Raw genomic sequence first — 24,670 nt, 5'->3', positions numbered from 1 at the left:
TTCATCCTCATCGTTCACCACGCCGCCAGGGCTTCATCAGCGCCCGCGGCACCGCCGCCCGGCGCGCCATCACCACCAGGGCGAGGATGGACAGCGCGTAGGGCAGCATCAGGTAGAGCTGGTAGGGCAGCGTGAGCCCGAACACCGGCGTCTGCTGCAGGCGCAGCTGCAGCGCGTCGAAGCCGGCGAACAGCAGCGCGCCCAGCAGCGCCCGGCCCGGCCGCCAGGCGGCGAACACCACCAGCGCCACGCACACCCAGCCGCGGCCGTTGACCATGTTGAAGTAGAAGGCGTTGAAGGCCGACAGCGTGAGGAAGGCGCCGCCCACCGCCATCAGCGCCGAGCCGGCCGCCACCGCGCCGCAGCGCAGGCCGCGCACCGACAGGCCCTGCCCGTCCACCGCCTGCGGGTTCTCGCCCACCGCGGTCAGGGCCAGGCCCAGCGGCGTGCGGTTCAGGCCCCAGGCCAGCAGCGGGACCAGGGCCAGCGCCAGCAGGGTGAGCGCGGTCTGCGCGCCCAGGATGTTGAACGGCGACGGCAGCACGGCCATCGGCGCGAACGGCGTGACGGTGGGCGGCCGGTCCACCTTGGGGAAGGACACCCGATAGGCATAACTGGCCAGGCTCGTGCCCAGCAGCGTCAGTCCGAGGCCGGCCACATGCTGCGACACCCCCAGCCCCACGGTGAAGCCGGCGTGGACCAGGCCCATCAGGGCACCCGTGGACGCCGCCACCGCCACCCCGCCCCACAGCGGCGCGCCGGCATGCACCGCCCACCAGCCGGTGAAGGCGCCGGCCACCATGATCCCTTCGATGCCGAGGTTGAGCACGCCGGCGCGCTCGCACAGCAGCACGCCCAGCGTGCCGAAGATCAGCGGCGTGGCCACGCGCAGCACGGCGATCCAGAACGCTGTGTCCGCGAGCAGGTCCATCGTCAGCCCCGGCCCCAGCGCACCCGCCAGCCCGCCGCGGCCGAGGTGAACAGCAGCGCCAGCAGCGCGATGGCGACGATGGCGTCGGCGATGTAGGTGGGCACGCCCACCGTGCGGCCCATGCCGTCGGCCCCCACCAGGATGCCGGAGACGAACACCGCCGCCGGCACCACCGCCAGCGGGTTCAGGCCCGCCAGCATGGCGACGACGATGCCGGAGTAGCCGACGCCCGGCGCCATGTCCAGCGTCAGGTAGCCGGTGCGGCCGGCCACCTCCAGCGCACCGGCCAGCCCGGCCAGCGCGCCCGACAGCAGCGCGGTGACGACCACCGTGCGGCCCACGCCCAGGCCGGCGAAGGCGGCGGCGCGCGGGTTGGCGCCCACCGCCCGCACGGCCAAGCCGAAGGTCGACCAGCGCATCAGCGCCGCCAGGCCGCAGGCCGCGGCCAGCGCCAGCAGCAGGCCGCGGTGCACGCGGCTGCGTTCGATCAGCCGCTCGAACTGCAGCGCGTCGGCCACCGCCACGCTTTGCGGCCAGCCCATGGCGGTGGGGTCCTTCATCGGACCGTCGAGCATGGCGCTGACGAACAGCAGCGCGATGAAGTTGAGCAGCAGCGTGGTGACCACCTCGTCGGCGCCCAGCTTCAGCTTCAGCAGCGCCGGCCCGAGCAGCAGCAGCGCCCCGGCGGCCATGGCGGCCAGCAGCATCAGGCCGAACAGCAGCGGCGCGGGCACGCCGTCGAAGCCGCTGCCGCCGTGCAGCCCGCCCACCGCCACCGCGGCCAGCGCGCCGAGGTAGAGCTGCCCTTCCCCGCCGATGTTGTACAGCCGGGCCTTGAAGGCCAGCGCCGCCGCCAGGCCGGTGAGGATCAGCGGCGTGGCGCGGGTCAGCGTCTCGCCCCAGGCGAAGCGCGAGCCGAAGCCGCCTTCGAGCAGCAGCGCGTAGGCCCGGCCCACCGGCGCGCCCGCCCAGGCCACCAGCGCGGAGGCCAGCAGCAGCGTCAGCGCCACCGCCGCCAGCGGCGCCAGCAGCAGCGCCAGGCGGGGCACGTCGGCGCGGCGTTCAAGCCGCATGGGACCCTTCGCTCCCGGCCATCGCCAGGCCGACCTCGGTGCGGTTCCACGCCTCGGCGGGCCGCGCGGCGGTCAGCCGGCCCTGGTGCAGCACCGCGAGTTCGTCGACCAGCGCGAACAGCTCGTCCAGGTCGTCGGAGATGAGCAGCACCGCCGCGCCCTGGCCGGCCGCGTCCAGCAGGCGGCGGTGCACCTCGGCCACCGCGCCGACGTCCAGGCCCCAGGTCGGCTGGTGCGCGACGATGAGCCGCGGCGCGCGCTCGGCGCCCGGCTCGCCCGACAGCGCTCGGCCGAGGATGAGCTTCTGCACATTGCCGCCCGACAGCGCCCGGGTGGTGGTGTGCACGCCGCGGCCCTCGGTGCCGCGCACGTCGAAGGCCCGCACCAGGCGCTGGGCATGCGCCTGCGCCGCGCGGCGCCTCAGCAGCCCGAAGCGCGACACCGCCGGGCTGCGCAGCCGCTCGCTGACCGCGTTCTCCCACAGCGGCAGGTCGCCCACCACGCCGACGGCCTGCCGGTCCTCGGGAATGCGCGCCACGCCGGCCGCCACCCAGCGCTGCGGCTGCGGCGGCAGCACGCGGCCATCGACCAGCAGTCGGCCCTCGTCCGGCACCCGCAGGCCGCAGAGCAGCGCCGCCAGTTCCGCCTGTCCGTTGCCCGAGACACCGGCGATGCCGGTGATGCGACCGGCCGCGAGCTGCAGCGACACGCCGTCCAGCCGCGGCCGCGCCCCGCCACCGCGCACGCGGACGCCCTCCAACGACGCCACCACCGCGCCGGCCGGCCGAGCCTGCCGCGACGGCCGCTGCACGCTGCGGCCCACCATCAGCTCCGCCAGCTGCGCCGGGCTGGCGCCGGCCGCCGGCAGCGTGGCCACCCGCCGGCCGCCGCGCAGCACCACCACCCGGTGCGAGACGCGCAGCACCTCGTCCAGCTTGTGGCTGATGAAGACGATGGCCAGCCCCGCGGCCACCAGCTGCCGCAGCGTGGCGAACAGCGACTCGGCCTCCTGCGGCGTGAGCACCGCGGTGGGCTCGTCGAGGATGAGGATGCGCACGCCCCGCACCAGCGTCTTCAGCAGTTCCACCCGCTGGCGCTCGCCCACCGACAGCTCGGCCACCCGGGCGTCGGGCTGCACCGCCAGGCCGAAGCGGGCCGCCGTGTCCAGCAACCGTCGGCGCGCCGCCGCACGGGCCGAGAACGGTCGCCACAGCGGCTCGGTGCCCAGCATCACGTTGTCCAGCACGGACAGGTTCTCGGCCAGTGTCGAATGCTGGTGCACCAGGCCGATGCCGGCCTTCAGCGCGGCCTGCGGCCGGCCCGGCGGCAGCGGCCGGCCGAAGGCCTCGATGCGGCCGGCGTCGGCCACGTAGTGGCCGAAGAGGATGGACACCAGCGTGCTCTTGCCCGCGCCGTTCTCGCCGAGCAGCGCCAGCACCTCGCCGGCGTGCAGGTCCAGCGAGACGTCGTCGTTGGCGGTGACCGGGCCGAAGCGCTTGGTGATGCCGACCAGCCGAAGCACCGGACCGGCGGATGCCGGCCCCTCGCCCGACGGGTCCGCCGGTCGATCGCCCGAGGGGGTGGCGGGCCGGCTTGGCAGCGGCCCGGCGCTCGGCCCGCGCATCAAGGCGTCGACTTCGGCTCGCCGTCGTTGACCTTGACGGTGAACTTGCCGTCCAGGATGGCCTTCTCCTTGGCCTTGACCTTGGCCATCAGCTCGGCCGGCACCTTCTTCTCGAAGGTGCCCAGCGGCGACAGCGCCGAGCCGCCCACCTTCATCATCGACAGCGGGCCGTAGTCCTCGGCGGTGAACTTGCCGTCCTTCACCTTCTTGAGCGCCGCGTCGACCGTCGGCTCCATGTGCCACAGGGCCGACGCCACCACCGTGTCGGGGTACTGCGCCTGGGTGTCGATGACGTTGCCGATGGCCAGCACCTTGCGCTCCTTGGCCGCGTCGCTGACGCCGAAGCGCTCGGCATACATCACGTCGGCGCCCTTGTCGATCATGGCGAAGGCCGCCTCCTTGGCCTTCGGCGGGTCGAACCAGGAGCCGATGAAGGTGACGCTGAACTTCACCTTCGGGTTCACCTCCTTCGCGCCTTCCATGAAGGCGTGCATCAGCCGGTTCACCTCGGGGATGGGGTAGCCGCCCACCATGCCGATCAGGTTGGACTTGGTCAGGCCGCCGGCCAGCATGCCGGTCAGGTAGGCCGGCTCCTGGATGTAGTTGTCGAACACCGCGAAGTTGGGCGCCTGCGGCTTGCCCGACGAGCCCATGAGGAAGGCCGTCTTCGGGTACTCCTTGGCCACCTTGCGCGCCGCCGCCTCCACCGCGAAGGACTCGCCGATGACGAACTGCTGGCCGCCCTCGGCGTACTGGCGCATCACCCGCTCGTAGTCGGCGTTCGCCACGTTCTCGGAGAACACGTAGTCGATCTCGCCGCGGGCCTTGGCCGCGTTCAGCGCCTTGTGGATGCGCGACACCCACTGCTGCTCCACCGGCACGGTGTAGATGCCGGCCACCTTGAGCTTGGCCTGCGCCAGTGCGGGCAGCGGGGCGGCGAGCGCGGCGGCCAGGGCCAGCACGGCCTGCAGGGAAAGACGACGGTTCCAGTGCTTCATCGGTCAGCTCCTGTGGGAAAGGTCTTACTTGGTGCCGAACATGCGGTCGCCGGCGTCGCCCAGCCCCGGCACGATGTAGCCGTGGTCGTTGAGGCGCTCGTCCAGCGCGGCGGTGACGATGGGCACGTCGGGGTGCTGCGCGGCGACGTTGGCGACGCCTTCGGGCGCGGCGAGCAGGCACACCAGCTTGAGCGTCTGCACCCGGCACTCCTTCAGCCGGTCCAGCGCGGCGGCGGCGGAGTTGCCGGTGGCCAGCATGGGGTCGACCACGATGACGTCGCGCTCGGCCACGTCGTCGGGCACCTTGAAGTAGTACTCCACCGGCTCCAGCGTGCCGGGGTCGCGGTACAGGCCGATGTGACCGACGCGGGCCGCGGGCAGCAGCTCCAGCATGCCGTCGAGCATGCCGTTGCCGGCGCGCAGGATGGAGACGAAGCACAGCTTCTTGCCGCTGATGACCGGCGACCGCATGGTCGCCACGGGGGTGGTGATCTCGATCAGCTCGGTGGGCAGGTCCTTGGTCGCCTCGTAGGCCAGCATCTGCGTGGTCTCGCGCAGCAGGCGGCGGAAGTTCTCGGTGGTGGTGTCCTGGCTGCGGATGTAGGTCAGCTTGTGCTGCACCAGCGGATGGCGGACGACGGTGAGGGTGGGGAAGTCGTGGGGCATGAAGAAGTCCTCTCAGAACACGGTGCCGTCGCTGTGAATGGCAAAGGGCGGCCCGCCGCCCGGGCGTCGCTCGGCGGCGATCCGCCGGCCGGCGGCCCAGGTGCCGCCTTCGAGCACGCAGGCCAGCGGGAAATCGGCCGCCGACAGGCCGAGGCGCCCGCGCACCATGACCGCCAGCCGGTCGAGCGCGGCCACCGTCAGACCCCGCCATTCCACCACCGCCGGCGTGTCGACCCGCCAGGTGCCGGCGAGGAAGCCCGGGTCGCGCGGCCGCAGCAGGCCGAGGTCGATCAGCAGGCCGCCGTTGCGGTACTCGGGCAGGCCGGTCAGCGCGTCGAGACCGGTGACCTGCAGGCCGCCGTCGGCCAGCGGCTCCAGCAGCGAGTAGGTCAGCCATTGCGACAGCTTGTGCAGCGGCAGCCAGCCGTCGCCGGTCAGCTCGCAGGGCCAGCAGTCGCCCAGCGGCACGCCCTGCAGCGCATGGCGGCTGGGCCACACCGGCCCGAGGGCGTGCAGCAGGGTGGACAGCACGTCGCCAGCGTCGACGCGGCCGTCCACCGCGCGGGCGGCCAGGTGGTCGAACAGGTGACCGAGCCGCGCCGGCGTGCCGAACACCGCCGGCGCGGCGGCGGCCACGGTGCCGAGCCGGGCCAGCAGCGCCGCGCGGCCGTCCAGGCCCACCAGCGGGTTGTCGGGCCCGACCTGGAAGGCGCGGCCGATGGCGTCGGGTGTCACCGCCTGCAGCGCCGTGGCGTCGGCCCGCAACGGTTGCCGCGGATCGGCCGACAGCGTGCCGGCGGCGAACAGCGCCAGGCTGGCCACGCCCAGGCCCTCGGAGCGCGCCAGCACGCCGCCATCGTCCTCCCGGTACCGCCAGTCGGCGCCGGCGCCGGCGTCGAGCAGCACGCTTGGGATGACCAGGTCGATGCGCACCCGCGCCCGCTCGGCGCGCATGGCATCGCCCTGCAGGCCGTGCCGCTCGGACAACGCGGCCCAGCGGTCGGTGCCACCGGCCTCGAAGTGGCGCCAGCGGGCGTGGAAGGGCACCTGAAGCGACGGGTAGCGCTGGCGGATGGTGTCGGCGACGAAGTCGGCGGTGGCCTCGAGCCGGGACCCGTCCCAGGCCCAATGGCGCGAGCCGCCGGCCTGCACCGCGGCCAGCACCTGCTCGGCATGGGCCCTGACGGCTTGTGCCGTGAGCAGCGCCTCAGCCGTCACTGGACTCGCCTCCGCGCGAAGCGCTTCGGGATTCGCGCTGGGGAGCGGCCCGGCGCGCTCATGCCTCCAACCCCCGCCCTTTCGGCTGCGCCAGTTCGGCCTCGTCGGGCACCACCTCGGCGAAGTAGCCGGCGGCCTTCTTGGCGTCCATCTCCACCTGGGCGTCGGCCGGGATGAGCTCGTCCGGGATCGGCACCCGCTCGACCACGTCGATGCCCTGCGCCACCAGCGCGTCGTGTTTCATGTTGCTCATGCTGGCCCAGCGGTCGATGCGGCGGATGCCCAGCCAGTGGAAGACGTCGGGCATCAGTTCCTGGAAGCGCATGTCCTGCACCCCGGCCACGCATTCGGTGCGGGCGAAGTAGGTCTCCGCGCGGTCGCCGCCCACCTGGCGCTTGCGGGCGTTGTAGACCAGGAACTTGGTCACCTCGCCCAGCGCCCGGCCCTCCTTGCGGTTGTAGACGACCAGGCCGACGCCCCCCTGCTGCGCCATCTCGATGCACACCTCGATGCCGTGCGCCAGGTAGGGCCGGCAGGTGCAGATGTCGGAGCCGAAGACGTCCGAGCCGTTGCACTCGTCGTGCAGCCGGCAGGCGATGCGGGTGCCGGACCGACCCAGCTGGGCCACGTCGCCGAAGAAGTACAGCGTCATGCCGCCGATGGGCGGCAGGAAGACCTTCAGGTCGGGCCGCGTCACCAGCTCCGGGAACATGCCGCCGGTGTGCTCGAACAGGCCGCGGCGCAGCGCGCTTTCCTTGATGCCGAAGCGCTCCGCGATGCCGGGCAGCCACCACACCGGGTCCACCGCCGCCTTCGTCACCTTCACGTCGCCGTCGGCGTCCAGGATGTCGCCGTCGGGCTTCAGCCGGCCGGCGCGCACCGCGTCGTGCAGCTCGGGCATGTTGATGTGCGCCCGCGTGACCGCGATGGTCGGGCGGATGTCCTCGCCGGCGGCGATGCGGTCGGCGAAGGCGCTGGCCACCAGGTGGCCCCAGGGGTCGAGCGAGACGATGCGGCCCGGCTCCGACCACTGCGGGTGCGGGCCGATGTCGGCCGCCGGCGCGGTGTCGGTCAGGTCGGGCCGGTGGTCGCGCTGCAGCGCTCCGGCCGCCACCGCCAGCGCGCGGTAGACGGCATAGGCGCCGGAGTGGGTGCCGATGGCGTTGCGGTGCGCCGGATCGGTGAGGCTGGCGATCACCGGGCCGCGCTCGGCCGGCGTCGCCACCCCCAGCGGATGGGCGGCGGGTCGCCCGCCGCCGCCTTGCGCGGATGGGACGTGAGCACGATGTGGCCGGCCATGGCACCTCCTCGGTCGTTCTTGGGTCGACATCTTGACCGTTTGGTCAGGACACGGGGCCCGGCGAATGCAAGGGATGTGCCAGGATTACCCGCACCGGCGCACCGCGACGGGCCCGCCACCGGCCCGCGCCGGCGGGCACTGGCGGGCGCGCCGCTGGCCTGACCCTTCTCCCATCGCTTCCCACCAACGCCATGGTCCTCCTCGTCACCCGCAGCCCCTGCATCGGCGTGTGCAAGCTCGACCGCCACGACGTCTGCAAGGGCTGCGGCCGCACCGCCGCCGAGATCGCCCGCTGGGGCCGGATGGACCCGGAGGCCCGGCACGACATCAACCTGCGGCTGCTGGCGACCGAAGGCAAGCAGGTCCGCAAGCGGCTGTTGAAACCGCTGCGCAAAGCCGTGCGGCGCTGAGCACCCCCGGACGCGACGCCGGGTGCGTCGGGTTCCCGGGTAAGCCCGAAGTTCGTCCGACCAGATCGACCGTATGCTGACAATCTTCATGCTGACGATTTAGGCCGACCGCCGGCCACACCGAGGAGCGACGATGAAGAGACGGCAGTTCGTCCTGCACACGACCCTGGGCGCGGCGGCGGGTGCCGCGGCCGCGCTGCCGCTGGGCGTGTCGGCGCAGGCCGCCGCGCCGGTGAAGGTGGGCCTGATCCTGTCGATGACCGGCCCCTTCGCCTCCACCGGCAAGCAGATCGAGGCCGGCGCACGGCTGTACCAGGCCGAGCACGGCGACACGGTGGCCGGCCGCAAGGTGGAACTGCTGGTCCGCGACGACGCCTCGACGCCGGACCAGTCGCGCCGCATCGCGCAGGAGTTCGTCGTCAACGACAAGGTGGCGGTGATGGGCGGCTTCGTGCTGACGCCGCTGGCGCTGGCCGTCGGGCCGGTGGCCACGCAGAGCAGGACGCCGACCATCGTCATGTCGGCCGGCACCTCCAGCGTCATCGACGCCTCGCCCTACTTCATCCGCTGCAGCTTCACCCTGCCGCAGAACACCATCGGCGTGGCGGAGTGGGCGCCGAAGAACGGCATCCGGTCGGTGGTCACGCTGGTCAGCGACTACGGCCCCGGCATCGACGCCGAGACGGCGTTCCGCGACCGCTTCACGCTCAACGGCGGCACGGTCAAGGAACTGCTGCGCGTGCCGGTGCGCAACCCGGACTTCGCACCCTTCCTGCAGCGCGTGCGGGACGCCCAGCCCGACGCGGTGTTCGTCTTCCTGCCGGCGGGCGTGGGCACCACCTTCATGAAGCAGTTCGTCGAGCGCGGGCTGGACAAGGCCGGCATCCGGCTCATCGCCACCGGCGACGTGACCGAGGACGACATCCTCAACGACATGGGCGACGTGGCGTTGGGTGTCGTCACCTCGCACCATTACTCGGCGGCGCACCCGTCTACAGCCAACCAGAAGTTCGTCGCCGCCTTCAAGAAGGCCAACGCCGGCAAGCGGCCGAACTACATGGCGGTGGCCGGCTACGACGGCATGCGCATCCTGTACACGGCGCTGCAGCGCACGAAGGGCCAGACCGGCGACGCGCTGCTGGAGGCGATGAAGGGCCAGACCTTCGAGAGCCCGCGCGGGCCGGTGCTGATCGACGCGCAGACGCGGGACATCGTGCAGAACGTCTACATCCGACGGGTGGCGCGCCAGGACGGCGAGTTGCACAACGTCGAGTTCGAGGTGCTCAAGTCCGTCAAGGACCCGGGCCGCCGCAAGTAACGAGAAGGAGACCTTCGATGACGTGGCTGAAGAACGCCTGGTACGTGGCCGGCTTCAAGCAGGAACTGGACGACGGCAAGGTGGTGGGCCGCACCTTCCTCGGCACCCCCGTCGTGATGCTGAAGCATTCGGACGGCCGCATCGCCGCGCTGGAGGACCTGTGCCCGCACCGGCTGATGCCGCTGTCGGCCGGCCGGCGCGTCGGCGACGAACTGCAGTGCAGCTACCACGGCATGCGCTTCGCCGTCACCGGCCTGTGCACGCTGGCCCCCGGGCAGTCGCAGATCCCCGCCCAGGCGGCCGTGCGCACCTTCCCGCTGGTGCAGCGGCACGGCCTGCTGTGGATCTGGATGGGCGCGGCCGAGCGCGCCGACACCGCGCTGATCCCGGACATCCGCTGGAACGAACACCCGGAGTGGACGCCGTCGCGCGGCTACCACCACCTGGAGGCCAACTTCCAGCTGTCGGTCGACAACCTGATGGACCTGGGCCACGAGAGCTGGGTGCACCTGCGGACGATCGGGCAGGAGGACGAGGAGGTCATCCCCAACTACCCGGTGCAGGTCACGGTGAAGGACGAGGGGCTGCTGTACGCCCACCGCGAGATGCCGAACATCGACGCGCCGCCGTTCTTCGCCATGGTGCTGAACCACCAGGGCAAGATCAACCGCTGGCAGACGGCCATCAGCCTGGCGCCGTCGATCTGCATGACGGACTTCGGCGTCTACCCGGTCGGCACCTCGCCCGACGACGCCTACCGCAGCCACGTCCTGCACCTGCTGACGCCGGAGACCGAGCGGTCGACCCACTACTTCTGGTCGGTGGCGCGCAACCGGCGGCTCGACGACGACGCGCTGACGCAGGCCGTGTGCCACGCCATCGAGCTGACCTTCAACGAGGACGCGGCGGTGCTGAAGGTGCAGCAGGCGCAGCTCGAGAAGCACGGCGGCGCCGTGCCGCGGGTGGCGATGAAGGTGGACGAGGCGCCGATCCGCGCCCGCCGCATGCTGCAGGCGCTGGTGAAGAAGGAGGCCGACGATCCGGCCTTCGTCTACCGGCCGCCGCTGATGATCGAGGACACGACGCCGGCGCTGGCGATGGGCTGACCCGCCCCGCCCTCGACCGGCGCCGCCCACCGCCGGCTCAGGGCCAGGACGACTCGCGCATCGGCAGCACCATCACCTCCGGGATCACCGTCTCGTCGGGCTGCTGCAGCACGAAGCGCACCGCCTTGGCCACGTTCATCGGGTCCTGCAGCACGTCGGGGTCGATGTCCGGGAAGCGGTCGAGCAGGAAGGGCGTGCGCATGCCGCCGGCGACGATGGCCGACACCTTGATGCCCTTCGGCCGCAGCTCCGCGTGCAGCGCGTGCGACAGGCCCAGCAGGCCCCACTTGGTGGCGTGGTAGGCGGCCGCGTTCGGCCACGCCCGCTTGCTGGCGGTGGAGGCGATGTTGACGATGTGGCCGGCGGTCTGCTTGGGACTGCCGCCGGTCATCGCCGCCACCGCGTGCTTGGCGATGAAGAAGGGGCCGGTGAGGTTGGTCCGCACCACCCGCTCCCAGTCGCCGCCGGCCAGTTCGTCGATGGGCACGGTGATGTCGATGGCGGCGTTGTTGACGACCACGTCGAGGCGGCCATGGCGTTCGCGCAGCGCCGCCAGCGCGGCCTGCACCGACGTCTCGTCGCCGACGTCGAGTGCCAGCGGCGAGGCCTGGAAGCCCTGCTCGCGCAGGTCGCTCGCGGCCTTGTCCGCGCGTTCGCCGGCGATGTCGGCGATCACGACGTGGCCGCCGTCCTCGGCCAGCACGCGGGCGATGCAGGCGCCGAGCCCGCGCGACCCGCCGGTGACGACGCAGACCTTGCCCTGCAGCGGGCCTTGGGAGGAAGGGGTGTTCATGGATGACGCTTGGTTGGGGGGTGAAAGAAGCGGAATTCAGGGATGGGGGGGCCTCGGCCTCGCGCCGCATGCGGGCGAAGTAGGCCGACTTGCCGGTGTGGTAGAGCTGGTACCAGGCTTCCAGCGCCGCGGGTTCGTACACGCCGAGCCGGGCCAGCAGGCAGCGCGCGAACTCCAGCGGCGCCATGCCGCCGGCGGTGATCACACCGTCGGCGTCGACCGCGGCCTGCTCCTTGTAGTGGTCGCCGCCGGCGTAGCCGGTGCCGCGCAGGTAGGCGGCGGCGTTGCTAGTGTGCGGCCGGTGGTCCAGCAGGCCGGCGCGGGCCAGGCCGGCGGTGGCGCCGCAGATGGCGGCCACCGGCACGCCGGCGTCGGCGAAGGCCTGCGCGACCCGGATGGCGTGCTGGTGGCGGGCGGGGTCTTCCCAGCCCGGCCCGCCGGGCAGCAGCAGGCCATCGCCCGCCCGCGGCGCCAGGTCCTGCAGCCGCGCGTCGGGCAAGACGGCGAGCCCGCCCATCGAGCGCACCGGCCCGGGCTGCGTCGCCACCGTGCGCACCTGCCATCGGCCCGGCGCCCGCTGGAACTGGGGGTTGTGCACCGCCGCCGTCACGAAGGCCGGCTCCCAGTCGGCGAAGCCGTCGAAGACGTAGAGGTGCAGGGTGCTGGCGGCCAAGGGTTTCGATCGAACGACGGGACGGGTTCGAGGCGCCAACGGCAACCCCTGTACCCGCGCGGCCGGCCGTGGCGCCGCCGGTGCATCGCCTCGGCCACACAATCGCGCTCGCCGCCTTCACGACGCAGGAGGAGGCCCGAATGCCACCGCCGGCAGAGGCATGCCAACATGTCACGCCGTGGCGCTCGCGATCGCGATGTCCTGCATGGCGATAGCTGACTGCAAGGTTGCGTTCCTAGCATCCGCCGCGACGCCCGCCCGGGCCCCCCTGCCGCCCAACCTCACCCTTCGCCTTCCTCATGCCCATGTCGCCCCAGCGCCCTACGCCCCGCCTGTTCGGCGTTGTCGGGCCCGGTGACGCGCTGGCCGCGTTCGAGGATTGGCGCCACGGCGTGCGCACCCCCCCAGCGAGACCTCGCTCACCTTCACCGGCCAGACCTACGAGGCGGCACGTCGGCTCGGTGTGCCGGGGCTCTTCGTCTCCAGCAACGCCCGACGTGCCGAGGCCAGCGACGGCGCGCTGAAGGTGGTCAACCGGCCCGCGCCCTGGCCGTCGGCGCGCGGCGTGGCCTACCACCTGGCCAAGGCCCTGCACGCCGCCCGGCTGACGTGGTCGGCGCTTCGCTTTCGCGCCACCCATGCGCTCATCGATTCCGGCACCGCCCACTGGTTTCTGTTCGCACCCCTGGCCTGGGCGGGGGTGCAGGTGATCCCCAACCTGCACAACACCCGCTGGCCGGCCGGCCACCGCCCCACCGGCCGCATGGCGCGCGGGCTGCTTCGGCTGGACAGCCTGTTCTTCCGCCACTGCGTGAAGGTGGCGCTGGCCGTGTCGCCGGAGGGCGCGCGGCAGGTGGCCGAGCTGTCGCAGGGCCGCACGCGGACGCGGGAGTACCGCGCGCAGTTCGTCGAGTCGGATTTCACCGCCCTGCCGCCCGCACCGCCCCTGGACGGTCCCCGCCGGCTGCTGTTCGCCGGCCGGGTGGAGCGCGACAAGGGTGTGTTCGACCTGGTGGAAGCGGTGGCCCGGCTGAACCGCGACGGTGCGGTGCGCTACACGCTCGAGGTCTGCGGTGCGGGCAGCGCCGTGCCCGAACTGGAGGCGCTGCTGCGCGACCGCGGCCTGGCCGACCAGGTGCGCCTGCGCGGCCGCCTGAAGCGGCCCGACCTGCTGCAGGCCTACGCCCATTGCCATGCGGTCGTGGTGCCGACGGGACCGACGTTCAACGAAGGCTTCGCCATGGTCTGCGCCGAAGCCGCGTTGGCCGGCCGGCCGGTGGTCGGCAGCCGGGTGGTGCCCGCCGGCGAGGTGCTGGGCGCGGCGTTCAAGACGGCCGAGAACGATCCGGACGACATCGCCCGGGTGCTGCGCCAGCTGCTGGAGGATCCCCACGCCTACGCCGCCGCGATCGCGGCGACGGTGCGGGTGCGGCCTCAGTTCGTCGACCGCGCGAACGGCCTGACGGCGGCGCTGGTGTCGCTGCTCAATGTTGATCGCAACGAATAGTATCTATTAGGTTGCGCCAAGCACGTTACGCAAATAGTTCATCTGCACCCAACTCGTCGCGAAAACTACCGGTGCCACCGACCATACAGCAAGTTCGGAACGGTATCGTGCTGCGGTCAGTTCTATTCCAGCGATCAGCACCATCAGCGGAATGAAGCAACCTGCATATAGGAACATGCTGTTGGCGCTTCCTATGTGAAGGAGCAGCCACTGCACCATCAAGAGGACGGTTAGGCGCTGGGCCCTAAAGCGAGCTGTGGAATGCAGGCCATGTCGACGATTGCGAATCGCCACTCCACCGATAAAAATCCAAAATGTCACAATTGTGGTCACAGCGAGCGCCCCTAGCGCAGAACCTTTCGCTGTGGAATAGACTCCGTACCAATGGAGATCGGTGTTGTCCTGCAAACTGACGAAGCCCCCAACAAAGAGCTGCGATAGAGACACTTCAACGGCGGTTCTGCTGTACCAGTCGACGGCCTTTATTAAGGGAGAAAAGAACTGATAAAAGGCAATATATTGCTGCGGCGAAAGCGATTGGTCGAACTGACCTAGTAATAGCAATACTCCCAAAAAGGTGGCTGTGAGTGACACACCGGTTGCTGCCGAGCACAGGATAGTCCTTTGCCAGCCGCGGCCCTCCTGACTGCAGGCCACCACCGGAAGTGCAAGCAAAACAAGGAGAGAGACATTGCATAGCATCGTCAGCCCAACAAAGCAACCGAACATTAGCCTGCGATCAGGCCACCGTTCGTGCAGTAGCACTGCGACTACCACTAACAATGCGCTGAGAGTCCACGACTCAGGAAGTCCTGCGTAAACCACGATCCCGGGTGCCGCAGCCACCAACATCAGCATTGGCAAATGTAGACGCGGTGCAATTTCACACACCGTCATTAGCCTCACAAAAGCGAACAGCAGAGCGACGACGATGAGCGTCGAGATGAGGCGGGCTGCGGGCTGCGCCGCCATTCCGAGGCCAGTGAAGGCTCGGTATACAGGCGATGTCAACAAACCATAGAGGGGATGCTTAATTTTGTGTTCTTGATGCTGCGCGTTTAGTGTGCGCGGTAGTTCGTAGGCATTGCCATACGGCTCGCGTAGGCGCCAGTCGCTCATCAAGCGATAGAAGGAAGCCGAATCCGCTGAACCAACTGCATCGTTGGTCGAAAAGACGACATCTGCGCCTCGGTAGGCGACGAAGTAAAAGAGCCCGCAAGAGCGACTAACAGCAAAATCCAGAACCGTCGTATCGTGGGCATCAGATCAGAAGCATTTCCGGCCTGGCTTACACCTGCGGCCTCTACAGGTGGGGTCATTTCTTTTCCACAGATGATGTCTAAGAATACGCTGGCGTATCATCCCCTACCAGACGACCTTCATGGCGGCCTGCCTCACACCAACCGTGCGCGGGAGTGTCGCCTGACCCTGGTTCAGGCGGGTGACCGCTAGCGTCCCCGCACCAAGACCATGAGAGTTTCTCGCATCGGCCCTTTGCCGTAAGGCACACGGCTCCTGAAACGGGGATCAGCGCGGCGGCGCTAAGCCCGTTGGGCCGAGGTCTGGTCTAGCCGGCGACGAGCTGGCCGGCCTTCAGCGCCTGCTCGTGGCGGTCGCGCGCCACCGCCTTCAGGCAGGCGGCCAGCGTGGTGGCGAAGGCCTCGTCCCACTGCGCATGGGCACCGCTGGCGGCGACGACGATGCCGTCCAGCACCACCGCGCCGGCGAGCAGCGAGTCGCCCTCGCGCAGCCGCCAGGGCTGCTGCTGCACGTCGCGGCCGTCGTGGCGCTCGCGCCAGGCCAGGCGGGCCTTGCCATGCGCGAAGGCCGCGTAGTCGGCATCCCACCGGGCGCGGTCGCCCACCGCGTGCTCGAGCAGGATGGCGTCTTCGAAGCGGGCCTCGGCGGGGCCGAGCGCCGGGTCCATCACCACGAGGTAGAGGAAGCCGGAGCCGCAGACCTCGGGCACCGCCATCAGCGGCTCGATCAGGGGCAGGGCAAGCTGCAAGGCGCGCTCGGCGGCGCTGCGGTCGGCGAAATGGCTGGGCATGGTGTCCTTGGAGGGAACGGTGGATGACGGGGCTCAGGCCACGGCTTCGCGCGGGTGGCCCGACGACGGCGGGCCGCGCCGGCCGGACAGCTCCAGCAGCGCGGCGATCAGGGCGTCGGGCGCCACCGGCTTGGCCAGGTGCACCTGGAAGCCCGCCATCAGCGCGCGAATGCGGTCGCCGGCCTGGGCCAGGCCGGTCAGCGCCACCGCCGGGATGCGCTGCTCCAGCGGCACCTTGCGCTGGGCCTCGATCTGGCGCACGCGGCGGATCACGGCGTGGCCGTCCTCCTCGCCGAGCGCGATGTCGCAGACGATCAGGTGCGGCCACTGCGCGGTGGTCCGCGACTCCAGCCAGGCGATCGCGGCGCTGCCGCTGGCGAAGGCCACCGTGGCCGCGCCCTCGGCCTGCAGCAGCAGCTCCAGCGATTCGCGGGCGTCGGCGCGGTCGTCGATGCACAGCACCTGCAGCCCGGTCAGCGGCGCGGGCGCCAGCGGCACGCCGCCCGGCACCGACGGTTCCACCGGCCGTCGCGACGCCGGCTCGCCGCTCAACGCGCGCAGCGGCAGTTCCATCACGTAGCGCATGCCGCGCTGGCCGGTGGGCGGCTCGGTGTAGAAGCGGCCGCCCTGCCGCTCCAGCGTCGAGCGCAGGCTCAGCGGGTCGAGCGGGGTGTCCAGGCCGTGCAGCGTGCTGCCGTCGCCGGTCCCCACCAGGCGCAGCCGCTGCCCCGGGGCGGCCCCGTGGCGGCCATCGGTGACCGAGAAGCGCACGTCGGTCTCGTGGCGCTCCAGCGCCAGCTGGATGCGGCCGTCCACCGGCGTGGCCTGCACCGCGTGCATGCACACCTCGCGCACCACCTGCGCCAACGTGCCGGGGTCGCCGGTGACGCCGGCGTTGTCGAGGTCGAGGTCGGTGTAGAGCTGCACGCCACGCGCCTCGATGGCCTCGCGCAGGCCGTCGATGGCCTGGCCGATGAGCAGTGCCAGGTTGACCGGCTGCTGCGCCAGCCGGCGTTCCAGCCGCTCCACCTGCTGCTGCTGGCGCTGCAGGCTCCACAGCTGGGCGTACAGGCCGCCGAGCGCCAGCAGGTCGTCGTGCCGCCCGCGCTCCACGATGCGGCCGCGGTCGAGCACCACGATCTCGTCGGCGTTGACGATGGTCGACAGCCGGTGGGCGATGATCAGCGTCGAGCGGCCCTGCGCGATGCGGTCCAGCTCGCCCTGGATGGCCCGCTCGGCCCGGGTGTCCAGCGCCGAGGTCGCCTCGTCGAAGACCATGATCGGCGGGTTCTTCAGGAAGGCCCGCGCGATGGCGATGCGCTGCTTCTCGCCGCCGGACAGCTTGGTGCCGCGCTCGCCGACCAGCGTGTCGTAGCCCTCGGGCAGGCTCTCGATGAACTCGTGCACCTGCGCCGCGCGGGCCGCCTCGATGATCTCGCTCAAGGAGGCGCCGGGGCGGCCGTAGCCGATGTTGTAGGCGATGCTGTCGTTGAACAGCACTGTGTCCTGCGGCACCACGCCGATGGCGTCGCGCAGCGAGGCCAGGCTCACCTCGCGCAGGTCCTGGCCGTCGATGGTGATGCGCCCGCCCTGCGGCTCGTACAGCCGCAGCAGCAGCCGCGCCAGCGTGCTCTTGCCCGAGCCGCTGCCGCCGACCACCGCCACCGTCTTGCCCGCCGGCACCGCCAGGCTGATGCCGTGCAGGATGGGGCGGCCGGGCTCGTAGGCGAACTGCACGTCGTCGAAGGCGATGCCGCCGCCGCTCACCGCCAACGGCCGCGCGCCCGGCGCGTCGACGATGTCGGGCGGCTGCTCGAGCAGGTCGAACAGCTTCTCGGTGTTGACCAGCGCATCGCGCGCCTCGCGGAAGACGAAGCCCAGCGCATTCAGCGGCAGGCAGATCTGCAGGATGAAGCTGTTGACCAGCACCAGGTCGCCCACCGTCATCGCGCCCTGCAGCGTCTGCTGCGCGGCCAGCAGCATCACCGCCGCCACACCGCAGGCGATGATGGCGCTCTGCCCGATGTGCAGGGCCGACAAGGCGTACTGGTTGCGCACGCTGTGCTCCACCCACAGGCCGCAGATGTCGGCGTAGCGCCGGCGCTCGAACGGCTCGCGGGCGTACACCTTCACCGTCTCGTAGTTCATCAGCGTGTCGACCATGCGGCCGTTGGCGCTGGAGTCCATCTGGTTGACCCGGCGCTGGCGCACCTCGCGCCGGTGCGTCATGGTCGTGGTGTAGCCGCCGTAGACGACGAAGGTGACGAAGATGATGAGCGTGAACCAGAGGCTGTAGCCGCGCGCCATCACCACCAGCACGGCGACGAACTCGACCAGCGTCGGCACGATGGTGAACACACCGGCGCCCAGCAGGAAGCCGATGCCGGCGGTGCCGCGCTCCAGGTCGCGGATGAGGGAGCCGGTGTTGCGCCGGGTGTGGAAGCGCGCGCTCAAGGCCAGCAGGTGGGCGAAGCTGCGCTCGGCGAAGTCGATCATCGTGCGCTGGGTCACGCGGGCGAACACGATGTCGCGCAGCTCGTTGAACAGCGTCGTGACGAAGCGCAGCAGCGCATAGCCCAGCAGCAGGAACACCGGCAGCACCATCACCGCGGCGGTGCCGGCCGGCAACGGCAGCGTCCCGGTCAGCGTCTCCGGTCGGCTGAACTGGTCGACGATCTCCTTGAGCAGCAGCGGCACCGACACCGCGGCCGCCTTGGCCGCCAGCAGCAGCGCGAGGGCCAGCAGCGTGCGCGTCCTGAAGCGCCACACCGCGGCCCAGAGGCCGGAAAGGACGACGCGGGTTCGAGGCTGCATCTCGGCCGCAAAGGCAATGCCTGTGCCCAAGCCACGGCACGGGCCGCGGGCAGCCTTTACCGAGCGCGCCGACGCGCTGCCCCCAAGCCTCCCCGGGCACCACCCGGGGCGGCGGCGAGGTCTCGCCAAGCGGCCGGCGAGCACTGTCCAGGTGTGCCCGCTGGGCCACGAAAACCGACGCCGCGCGCACCGAAAAGCGGCACGACGTTTGCCCTTCGGCCGCAACAGCAGTACCAGGGACCGCAACATGAGAATTGCGCTGATCAGCGAACACGCATCGCCGCTTGCGGCCCTCGGCGGCGTGGACTCCGGAGGCCAGAACATCTACGTCGCGCAGGTCGCGCGTTGCCTGGTCGAACAAGGCCACCAGGTCGATGTCTTCACCCGCCGCGACGACCCGCGGCAGCCGCCGGTGGTGCAGGTGCAGCCCGGCCTGCGGGTGATGCACATCGCGGCCGGTCCGGCCGCCTTCGTGCCCAAGGAGCAGCTGCTGCGCCACATGCCGGCCTTCGCGCAGGCGATGGAGCGGCTGTGTCGCGTGCAGGGCCGCCTGGGCTACGACGCGGTCCACGCCAACTTCTTCATGTCGGGCTGGGTGGCGCTGCGGTTGAAGCAGCGCCTCGGCCTGCCCTTCGCCGTCACCTTCCATGCCCTGGGTCTGGTCCGGCGCGAGCACCAGCGCGAGGCCGACACCTTTCCCGCCGAGCGCATCGACATCGAGCGCACGCTGGTGCGCGAGGCCGACCTGCTGGTGGCGGAATGCCCGCAGGACCAGCTCGACCTGCAACGGCTCTACGGCGCCGACCCGCGGCGCATCGTGATGGTCCCCTGCGGCTTCGACGCCGGCGAGTTCTCGCCGATGTCGCGTGAGCAGGCGCGCCGGCGCCTGGGTCTGGACCCGCACGAATTCATCGTGCTGCAGCTCGGCCGCATGGTGCCGCGCAAGGGGGTGGAGAACGTGGTGCGCGCGATGGCGCTGCTGCCCGGCGACCGCCCCTCGCGCCTGCTCGTCGTCGGCGGCGAAGCCGACACGCCCGACCCGCTGTCCACGCCGGAGATCGGCCGCCTGCAGGCCATCGCCGAGCACCTGGGCATCGCGTCCCGCGTGACCTTCACCGGCCGCCGGCAGCGCGAGCAGCTGCGGGCCTACTACTGCGCCGCCGACGTCTTCGTCACCACGCCGTGGTACGAACCGTTCGGCATCACCCCGCTGGAGGCGATGGCCTGCGGCACGCCGGTGATCGGCAGCGCGGTGGGCGGCATCCAGTACTCGGTGGTCGACGGCCTGACCGGCTACCTCGTGCCGCCGCACGCGCCGCATGCGCTGGCCGAGCACCTGGCGCTGCTGCAGCAGCGGCCGGCCGTGGCCCGGGCGATGGGCATCGCCGGCATCCGCCGCGCGCAGATGATGTTCACCTGGGAACAGGTGACGCAGCAGCTGCTGCAGGGCCTGCGCCGGCTGCCCGCACCGCAGGCGCCGCGCCGCCGCCACCTGACGCTGGTCCACGACAGCAGCCACGGCGGCAGCCTGGCCACCGGTGCGGTGGCCGCCGCGGCCGCGATGCTGCCCGGCGTGGTGGTCGCCGCCGAGGCGGCGAGCCTGATCGCCAAGTGATGCGGCCGGCCGTCTTTCTGGACAAGGACGGGACGCTGGTCGAGGACGTGCCGTACAACGTCGACCCGGCGCTCCTGGTCTTCACCCGCGACGCCGTCGAGGGCCTGCGTCGGCTGCAGGCCGCGGGCTTCGCGCTGCTGGTCGTCACGAACCAGCCCGGCATCGCGCTCGGCTTGTTCGACCACGAGGCCCTGGATCGCCTGCGCGAGGGCCTGGTCGGACGGCTGGCCGAGCACGGCGTCCGGCTCTACGGCTTCCACGCCTGCCCCCACGCGCCCGGCGCGGACGGCCGCAGCCTGACCTGTGCGTGCCGCAAGCCGGCGCCGGGCCTGCTGCTGCAGGCGGCGCGGATCCACCGGCTGGACCTGCGCCGTTCGTGGATGGTCGGCGACATCCTCCACGACGTCGAAGCGGGACGGCGCGCCGGCTGCCGAACGGTGCTGCTCGATGTCGGCCACGAGACCGAATGGCTGCCCGGCCCGCTGCGCACGCCGCACCACCGCTGCAGCACGCTGCTCGAGGCGGCCGAGGCCATCCTCGGGGCCGAGGCGCCGGCCGCGGCCGGTCCCACCGACGCGCCGCCGGCCCTGGCGGCCCTGCCACTTTGAGCCCGGCCGCCGCGACCCTCGCCCACCCCGCCCAGGCCCGTCGGCCGACCGCGTTGGCCGCCCCGCGCACGCCCGGCTGGGACGCGGCCCAGCGGGTGCTGGCGGTCCGCCTGGACAACCTGGGCGACCTGCTGATGACGACGCCCGCGCTGGCCGCGCTCAAGGCCGCCCGGCCGGGCCGTCACCTGGCCGTGCTGACCTCCGCCTCCGGCGCCGCCCTGGCGCCGCACCTGCCCTGGGTCGACGAATGGCTGGTGCAGGCGCCGTCGTGGATGCCGCAGGGCCGTGATTGCGACGCCGACGACGACCAGCGCCTGATCGAGCGGCTGCGCGACGGCCGCTACGACGCGGCCGTCGTGTTCACCGTCTGCACCCAGAGCGCCCTGCCCGCCGCGCTGGCCCTGCGCCTGGGCGGTGTGCCGCTGCGGCTGGCGCACAGCCGCGAGAACCCCTACGGCCTGCTGACCGACTGGGTGCGCGAGCCGGACACCGACTGGGCCACCGTGCGCCATGAGGTGCGCCGCCAGCTCGACCTGGTGGCGGCCGTCGGCTGCCGCAGCGGGGACGACCGCCTGCGCTTCACGCTGCGGCGCGCCGACGAGGCGGCCATCGAGCGTCGCCTGGCCACCCTGCCGGACCAGCCGCTGGTGCTGGTGCAGCCCGGCGCCACCGCCGCGTCGCGCCGCTGGCCGGCCGAGCGCTTCGGCGCCCTGGCCGACGCCCTGGTGCGCTCGCGCGGCGCGACCGTGGTCTTCGCCGGCAGCCCGGACGAGCGGCCGCTGGTGGCCGAGGCGCGCGCCGCCATGCGCTGCGAATCGCTGGACTGGTCGGGCGCCCTGTCGCTGGGCGAGCTGGCCGCGCTGATCGCCCGCGCCGACCTGCTGGTGGGCAACAACAGCGGGCCGGCGCACCTGGCGGCCGCCCTGGGCACGCCGACGGTGGTGCTGTACGCGCTGACCAACCCGCAGCACACCCCCTGGATGGCGCAGGCTCAGGTGCTGAGCCACCCGGTCGACTGCCGGCACTGCCTGCGCAGCGTCTGCCCCGAGGGCCACCACCACTGCCTCACCCGCGTCAGCGTGGAACAGGCGCTGCAGGCCGCGCTCGACCTGCTGCCCGATGACGACCACCGTGCCGCCGCACCAATGACCGAAGCCCGGAGCCTTGCATGATCACCCTCGGCCTCAACGCCGCCTTCCACGATTCGTCGGCCGCCCTGGTGGTCGACGGCCGGCTGGTCGCCGCCTCCGAGGAGGAGCGCTTCACCGGCATCAAGCACGCCAAGCGGCCCCTGCCCTTCACCGCCTGGGAGCTGCCCTTCAACGCCATCGACCACTGCCTGGCCGAGGCGGGGGTCACGCTGGCCGAGGTGGACCACGTGGCCTACAGCTACGACCCGCAGCGCTTCATCCGCGAACGGCTGAAGGGCGACACCATGACGCTGCCGCTGCAGCCCAGCGCCGGCGACAAGGGCGACTGGGAGAACCCGTGGGACCCGCTGTTCGCCAGCTACATCCTGAACGCGCCGCGGCAGCTGGCGTCGGGCGCGCCGCACCACCTGAGGCAGCGCTTCGCCGGCGTCCGCCACGACGGCCCCTACCGGTGGCACTTCGTCGACCACCACCTCTGCCACCAGGCCAGCGCCTACCTCGCCTCGCCCTTCGAGCGATGCGCGGTGATGACGCTGGACGGCCGGGGCGAAGAAGCGACGACGAGCTACGGCCGGTTCAAGGACGGCCGGTATGAGCGCTTCGGCGACGTGCTGATGCCCCACTCGCTCGGCCTGCTGTACGAGCGCATCACCTCGTACCTGGGCTTCCTGCACTCCAGCGACGAGTACAAGGTGATGGCGCTGGCGGCGATGGGCGAGCCCAAGCACCTCGACACGTTCCGCTCGTTGATCCACGTCGGCGAGGACGGCCAATACCGCATCGACGCCTTCGACCCGGTGGCGCTGTTCGGCCCCCGCGCGCGCGCGGCGGGCCGCTGGAGCAGCGGCACTTCGACCTCACCGCCTCGCTGCAGCGGGCGCTGGAAGAGACCGCCATCGAACTGGCGCGCTGGCTGCGGCGGGCCAGCGGCGAGCGCCACCTGGCCATGGCCGGCGGCGTGGCGCTGAACTGCGTGATGAACGCCCGGCTGCGCGACGCCGGCCTCTTCGACGAGGTGTGGGTGCAGCCGGCGGCGGGCGATGCCGGCACCGCGCTCGGCGCCGCGCTGTGGGTGGACGCACGGCAGCGGGCGACCGCCTCGGCCCCAGCGCCCCGGGCGTGGGCCATGGAGCATGCCTACTGGGGTCCGCAGTACGGCGACGACGAGGTCGAGCAGCTGCTGCGCTGGTCGAAGATCCCCTACCGCGTGCTGGACGACGTGGCCGCCGAGACCGCCGAGCTGCTGGCACGCGACCAGGTCATCGGCTGGTTCCAGGGCCGCATGGAGTTCGGCCCGCGGGCGCTGGGCGCGCGCAGCATCCTCGCCTCGCCGCTGAAGCCCGAGATGCAGCAGCGGCTGAACGAACTGAAGGACCGCGAGGACTTTCGCCCGGTGGCACCGGTCATCGCCGAGGAGGACCTGGCCGACTGGTTCACGCCGGCCGAGGCCAACGGCGGCAAGGCCCGCTTCATGCTGTTCATCTACGACGTGAAGCCGGAGCAGGCGGCGCGCATCCCCGCCGTCTGCCACGCCGACCACACGGCGCGGGTGCAGACGGTCACGGCGGAGATCAACCCCCGCTACCACGCGCTGCTGAAGGCCTTCCAGGCGCGCACCGGCGTGCCGGTGCTGGTCAACACCAGCTTCAACGTGCGCGGCGAGCCCATGGTCTGCAGCCCGAAGGACGCCATCAACGCCTTCTTCTCCACGCCGCTGGACGCGCTGGTGATCGGCCGCTGCCTGGTCGAGAAGCGGCCGGCCGGAGACGGCCGATGAGCGCTGTGCCGGTGTCGCATCCCGACGCCCCGGACGCCGGGGCGGCGTTGCAGCCCGAGGTGCCGCGGGTCTCGGTGGTGGTGCCGACCTGCCGCCGGCCCGACCTGCTGCAGCGCTGCCTGCAGGCGCTGCTGACGCAGTCGCTGCCGGGCGAGTGGTTCGAGGTCATCGTGGTCGACGACGGCGGCACGCCGGACACGCAGGCGCTGGTGGAGGACTTCGCCGGCCGCGCCCGCGGCAAGCCCGCCTTCCACTACCTGCGCAACGGCGGCGCCCAGGGCCCGGCCGGCGCACGCAACACCGGCTGGCGGGCGGCACGGGCGCCGGTCATCGCCTTCACCGACGACGACACCGTGCCCGACGTGCAGTGGCTGCGCTTCGGCCTGGAGGCCATGCGCGACGCCCGCGCCGCGGTGCGCGGCCGCGTCTTCGTGCCGCCGCCCGAGGAGATGACCGACCACGCGCGCATGACCAAGGGCCTGGAGGAGGCCGAGTTCGTCACCGCCAACGTGCTGGTCCGCAAGGAGGCGCTGCAGGCGGTGGACGGCTTCGACGAGCGTTTCCGCCGGCCCTGGCGCGAGGACTCGGACCTGCACTACAAGCTGATCCGCCTCTACGGCGCGATCCCGAAGAGCGAGCGCGCGCTGGTGCTGCACCCGGTGCGGCCCGCGCCCTGGGGCATCAGCCTGAGGCAGCAGGCCAACACCGCCTACGACGCGCTGCTCTACAAGAAGCACCCCGCGACCTACCGCCACAAGGTGGGCCGGCTGCACGCCCCGCCGCTGTACTACGCCGTGGTCGGCTTCACGCTGCTGGCGCTGGGCCTGGCCCTGGCGGCGCAGCCGTGGTGGGCGCTGGCCGGCCTGCTGGCGGCGCTGGCGGGCATCGGGCGCCTCACCTGGCGGCGGCTGCGCCACACCAGCCGTGAGCCTTCGCACGTGCTCGAGATGGCGCTCACCTCCGCCGCCATCCCCTTCCTGTCGCTGTGGTGGCGGCTCGTCGGGGCGCTGCGCTTCCGGGTGCTCTTCTTCTGACCGG

18 protein-coding genes and 3 pseudogenes are annotated in these 24,670 nt (G+C 71.8%); 9 read left to right on the top strand and 12 right to left on the bottom strand.

Annotated elements, in window-relative coordinates; translation table 11 throughout:
* Positions 1-7 precede the first annotated feature (7 nt).
* The 7 genes and pseudogenes from LRS07_RS12775 to LRS07_RS12745 form a co-directional block, all read right to left on the bottom strand.
* On the bottom strand, positions 8-931 hold the full coding sequence (locus LRS07_RS12775) for an ABC transporter permease (RefSeq protein ID WP_260498406.1): 924 nt from the start codon (positions 929-931) through the stop codon (positions 8-10).
* A 2-nt stretch (positions 932-933) separates the two neighbouring features.
* Positions 934-2,004, bottom strand: coding sequence for an ABC transporter permease (locus tag LRS07_RS12770; RefSeq protein ID WP_260498405.1), 1,071 nt, complete (start codon positions 2,002-2,004; stop codon positions 934-936).
* Positions 1,994-3,628 carry an ABC transporter ATP-binding protein gene (locus LRS07_RS12765; RefSeq protein WP_409450541.1) on the bottom strand — a complete coding sequence of 545 codons (1,635 nt, stop codon included), beginning with the start codon at positions 3,626-3,628 and terminating at the stop codon, positions 1,994-1,996. Before LRS07_RS12765 ends, LRS07_RS12770 begins: the two co-directional genes overlap by 11 nt.
* On the bottom strand, positions 3,628-4,626 hold the full coding sequence (locus LRS07_RS12760) for a BMP family protein (protein ID WP_260498403.1): 999 nt from the start codon (positions 4,624-4,626) through the stop codon (positions 3,628-3,630). The genes LRS07_RS12765 and LRS07_RS12760 overlap by 1 nt, the downstream gene beginning before the upstream one ends.
* A 24-nt stretch (positions 4,627-4,650) precedes the next feature.
* A complete protein-coding gene (gene upp, locus LRS07_RS12755; protein WP_260498402.1) occupies positions 4,651-5,292 on the bottom strand; it encodes a uracil phosphoribosyltransferase in 642 nt (213 codons plus the stop codon).
* A gap of 12 nt (positions 5,293-5,304) precedes the next feature.
* The gene (locus LRS07_RS12750) at positions 5,305-6,510 is read right to left on the bottom strand and encodes a DUF1688 family protein (protein WP_260498401.1); all 1,206 of its coding nucleotides are present in this window, start codon (positions 6,508-6,510) and stop codon (positions 5,305-5,307) included.
* Positions 6,511-6,568: 58 nt separating this feature from the next.
* Positions 6,569-7,809 (bottom strand): annotated as a pseudogene (locus LRS07_RS12745) (GTP cyclohydrolase II).
* Between the two features lie 192 nt (positions 7,810-8,001).
* Between LRS07_RS12745 and LRS07_RS12740 the strand changes: the two are divergent.
* The 3 genes from LRS07_RS12740 to LRS07_RS12730 all read left to right on the top strand — a co-directional run bounded on the left by LRS07_RS12740 (position 8,002) and on the right by LRS07_RS12730 (position 10,644).
* Positions 8,002-8,220 carry a DUF1289 domain-containing protein gene (locus tag LRS07_RS12740; RefSeq protein WP_260498400.1) on the top strand — a complete coding sequence of 73 codons (219 nt, stop codon included), beginning with the start codon at positions 8,002-8,004 and terminating at the stop codon, positions 8,218-8,220.
* A gap of 133 nt (positions 8,221-8,353) precedes the next feature.
* Positions 8,354-9,538 carry an ABC transporter substrate-binding protein gene (locus LRS07_RS12735; protein ID WP_260498399.1) on the top strand — a complete coding sequence of 395 codons (1,185 nt, stop codon included), beginning with the start codon at positions 8,354-8,356 and terminating at the stop codon, positions 9,536-9,538.
* 17 nt (positions 9,539-9,555) lie between these two features.
* A complete protein-coding gene (locus LRS07_RS12730; protein WP_260498398.1) occupies positions 9,556-10,644 on the top strand; it encodes a Rieske 2Fe-2S domain-containing protein in 1,089 nt (362 codons plus the stop codon).
* A 37-nt stretch (positions 10,645-10,681) separates the two neighbouring features.
* Here LRS07_RS12730 and LRS07_RS12725 read toward each other — a convergent pair whose 3' ends face one another.
* Both LRS07_RS12725 and LRS07_RS22270 read right to left on the bottom strand, forming a co-directional pair.
* Positions 10,682-11,437, bottom strand: coding sequence for an SDR family oxidoreductase (locus LRS07_RS12725; RefSeq protein ID WP_260498397.1), 756 nt, complete (start codon positions 11,435-11,437; stop codon positions 10,682-10,684).
* A 166-nt stretch (positions 11,438-11,603) separates the two neighbouring features.
* Positions 11,604-12,110: pseudogene (locus LRS07_RS22270) on the bottom strand (DJ-1/PfpI family protein); the annotation flags it as partial.
* 379 nt (positions 12,111-12,489) lie between these two features.
* Here LRS07_RS22270 and LRS07_RS12720 point away from each other — a divergent pair.
* Positions 12,490-13,617 (top strand): glycosyltransferase, encoded by a 1,128-nt coding sequence (locus LRS07_RS12720; protein ID WP_260498396.1) that lies wholly within the window; start codon positions 12,490-12,492, stop codon positions 13,615-13,617.
* A gap of 6 nt (positions 13,618-13,623) precedes the next feature.
* On the opposite strand, the gene LRS07_RS12715 is transcribed toward LRS07_RS12720, so the two are convergent.
* The 3 genes from LRS07_RS12715 to LRS07_RS12705 form a co-directional block, all read right to left on the bottom strand.
* The gene (locus LRS07_RS12715; protein ID WP_260498395.1) at positions 13,624-14,736 is read right to left on the bottom strand and encodes a hypothetical protein; all 1,113 of its coding nucleotides are present in this window, start codon (positions 14,734-14,736) and stop codon (positions 13,624-13,626) included.
* 448 nt (positions 14,737-15,184) lie between these two features.
* Positions 15,185-15,667, bottom strand: a complete 483-nt coding sequence (locus tag LRS07_RS12710) for a hypothetical protein (protein ID WP_260498394.1) — start codon at positions 15,665-15,667, stop codon at positions 15,185-15,187.
* 33 nt (positions 15,668-15,700) lie between these two features.
* Positions 15,701-18,481, bottom strand: a complete 2,781-nt coding sequence (locus LRS07_RS12705; protein ID WP_260498393.1) for an ATP-binding cassette domain-containing protein — start codon at positions 18,479-18,481, stop codon at positions 15,701-15,703.
* A gap of 247 nt (positions 18,482-18,728) precedes the next feature.
* On the opposite strand from LRS07_RS12705, the gene LRS07_RS12700 reads away from it, so the two are divergent.
* From LRS07_RS12700 to LRS07_RS12680, 5 genes and pseudogenes are all read left to right on the top strand, one after another.
* Positions 18,729-20,096, top strand: a complete 1,368-nt coding sequence (locus LRS07_RS12700; protein WP_260498392.1) for a glycosyltransferase family 4 protein — start codon at positions 18,729-18,731, stop codon at positions 20,094-20,096.
* On the top strand, positions 20,096-20,704 hold the full coding sequence (locus LRS07_RS12695) for a D-glycero-alpha-D-manno-heptose-1,7-bisphosphate 7-phosphatase (RefSeq protein WP_312028297.1): 609 nt from the start codon (positions 20,096-20,098) through the stop codon (positions 20,702-20,704). Before LRS07_RS12700 ends, LRS07_RS12695 begins: the two co-directional genes overlap by 1 nt.
* 53 nt (positions 20,705-20,757) lie before the next feature.
* The gene (gene waaF, locus LRS07_RS12690; RefSeq protein WP_260498390.1) at positions 20,758-21,876 is read left to right on the top strand and encodes a lipopolysaccharide heptosyltransferase II; all 1,119 of its coding nucleotides are present in this window, start codon (positions 20,758-20,760) and stop codon (positions 21,874-21,876) included.
* Positions 21,873-23,632: pseudogene (locus tag LRS07_RS12685) on the top strand (carbamoyltransferase family protein). The gene waaF and the pseudogene LRS07_RS12685 overlap by 4 nt, the downstream one beginning before the upstream one ends.
* A complete protein-coding gene (locus LRS07_RS12680; protein ID WP_260498389.1) occupies positions 23,629-24,666 on the top strand; it encodes a glycosyltransferase family 2 protein in 1,038 nt (345 codons plus the stop codon). The pseudogene LRS07_RS12685 and the gene LRS07_RS12680 overlap by 4 nt, the downstream one beginning before the upstream one ends.
* Positions 24,667-24,670: the final 4 nt, after the last annotated feature.

Origin of the sequence: Aquabacterium sp. J223 (assembly GCF_024666615.1) — a bacterium.
Taxonomy (GTDB): domain Bacteria; phylum Pseudomonadota; class Gammaproteobacteria; order Burkholderiales; family Burkholderiaceae_C; genus J223.
Note: the sequence above shows the minus strand (reverse complement) of the source record. Positions and strands in the feature narration are given on the sequence as shown.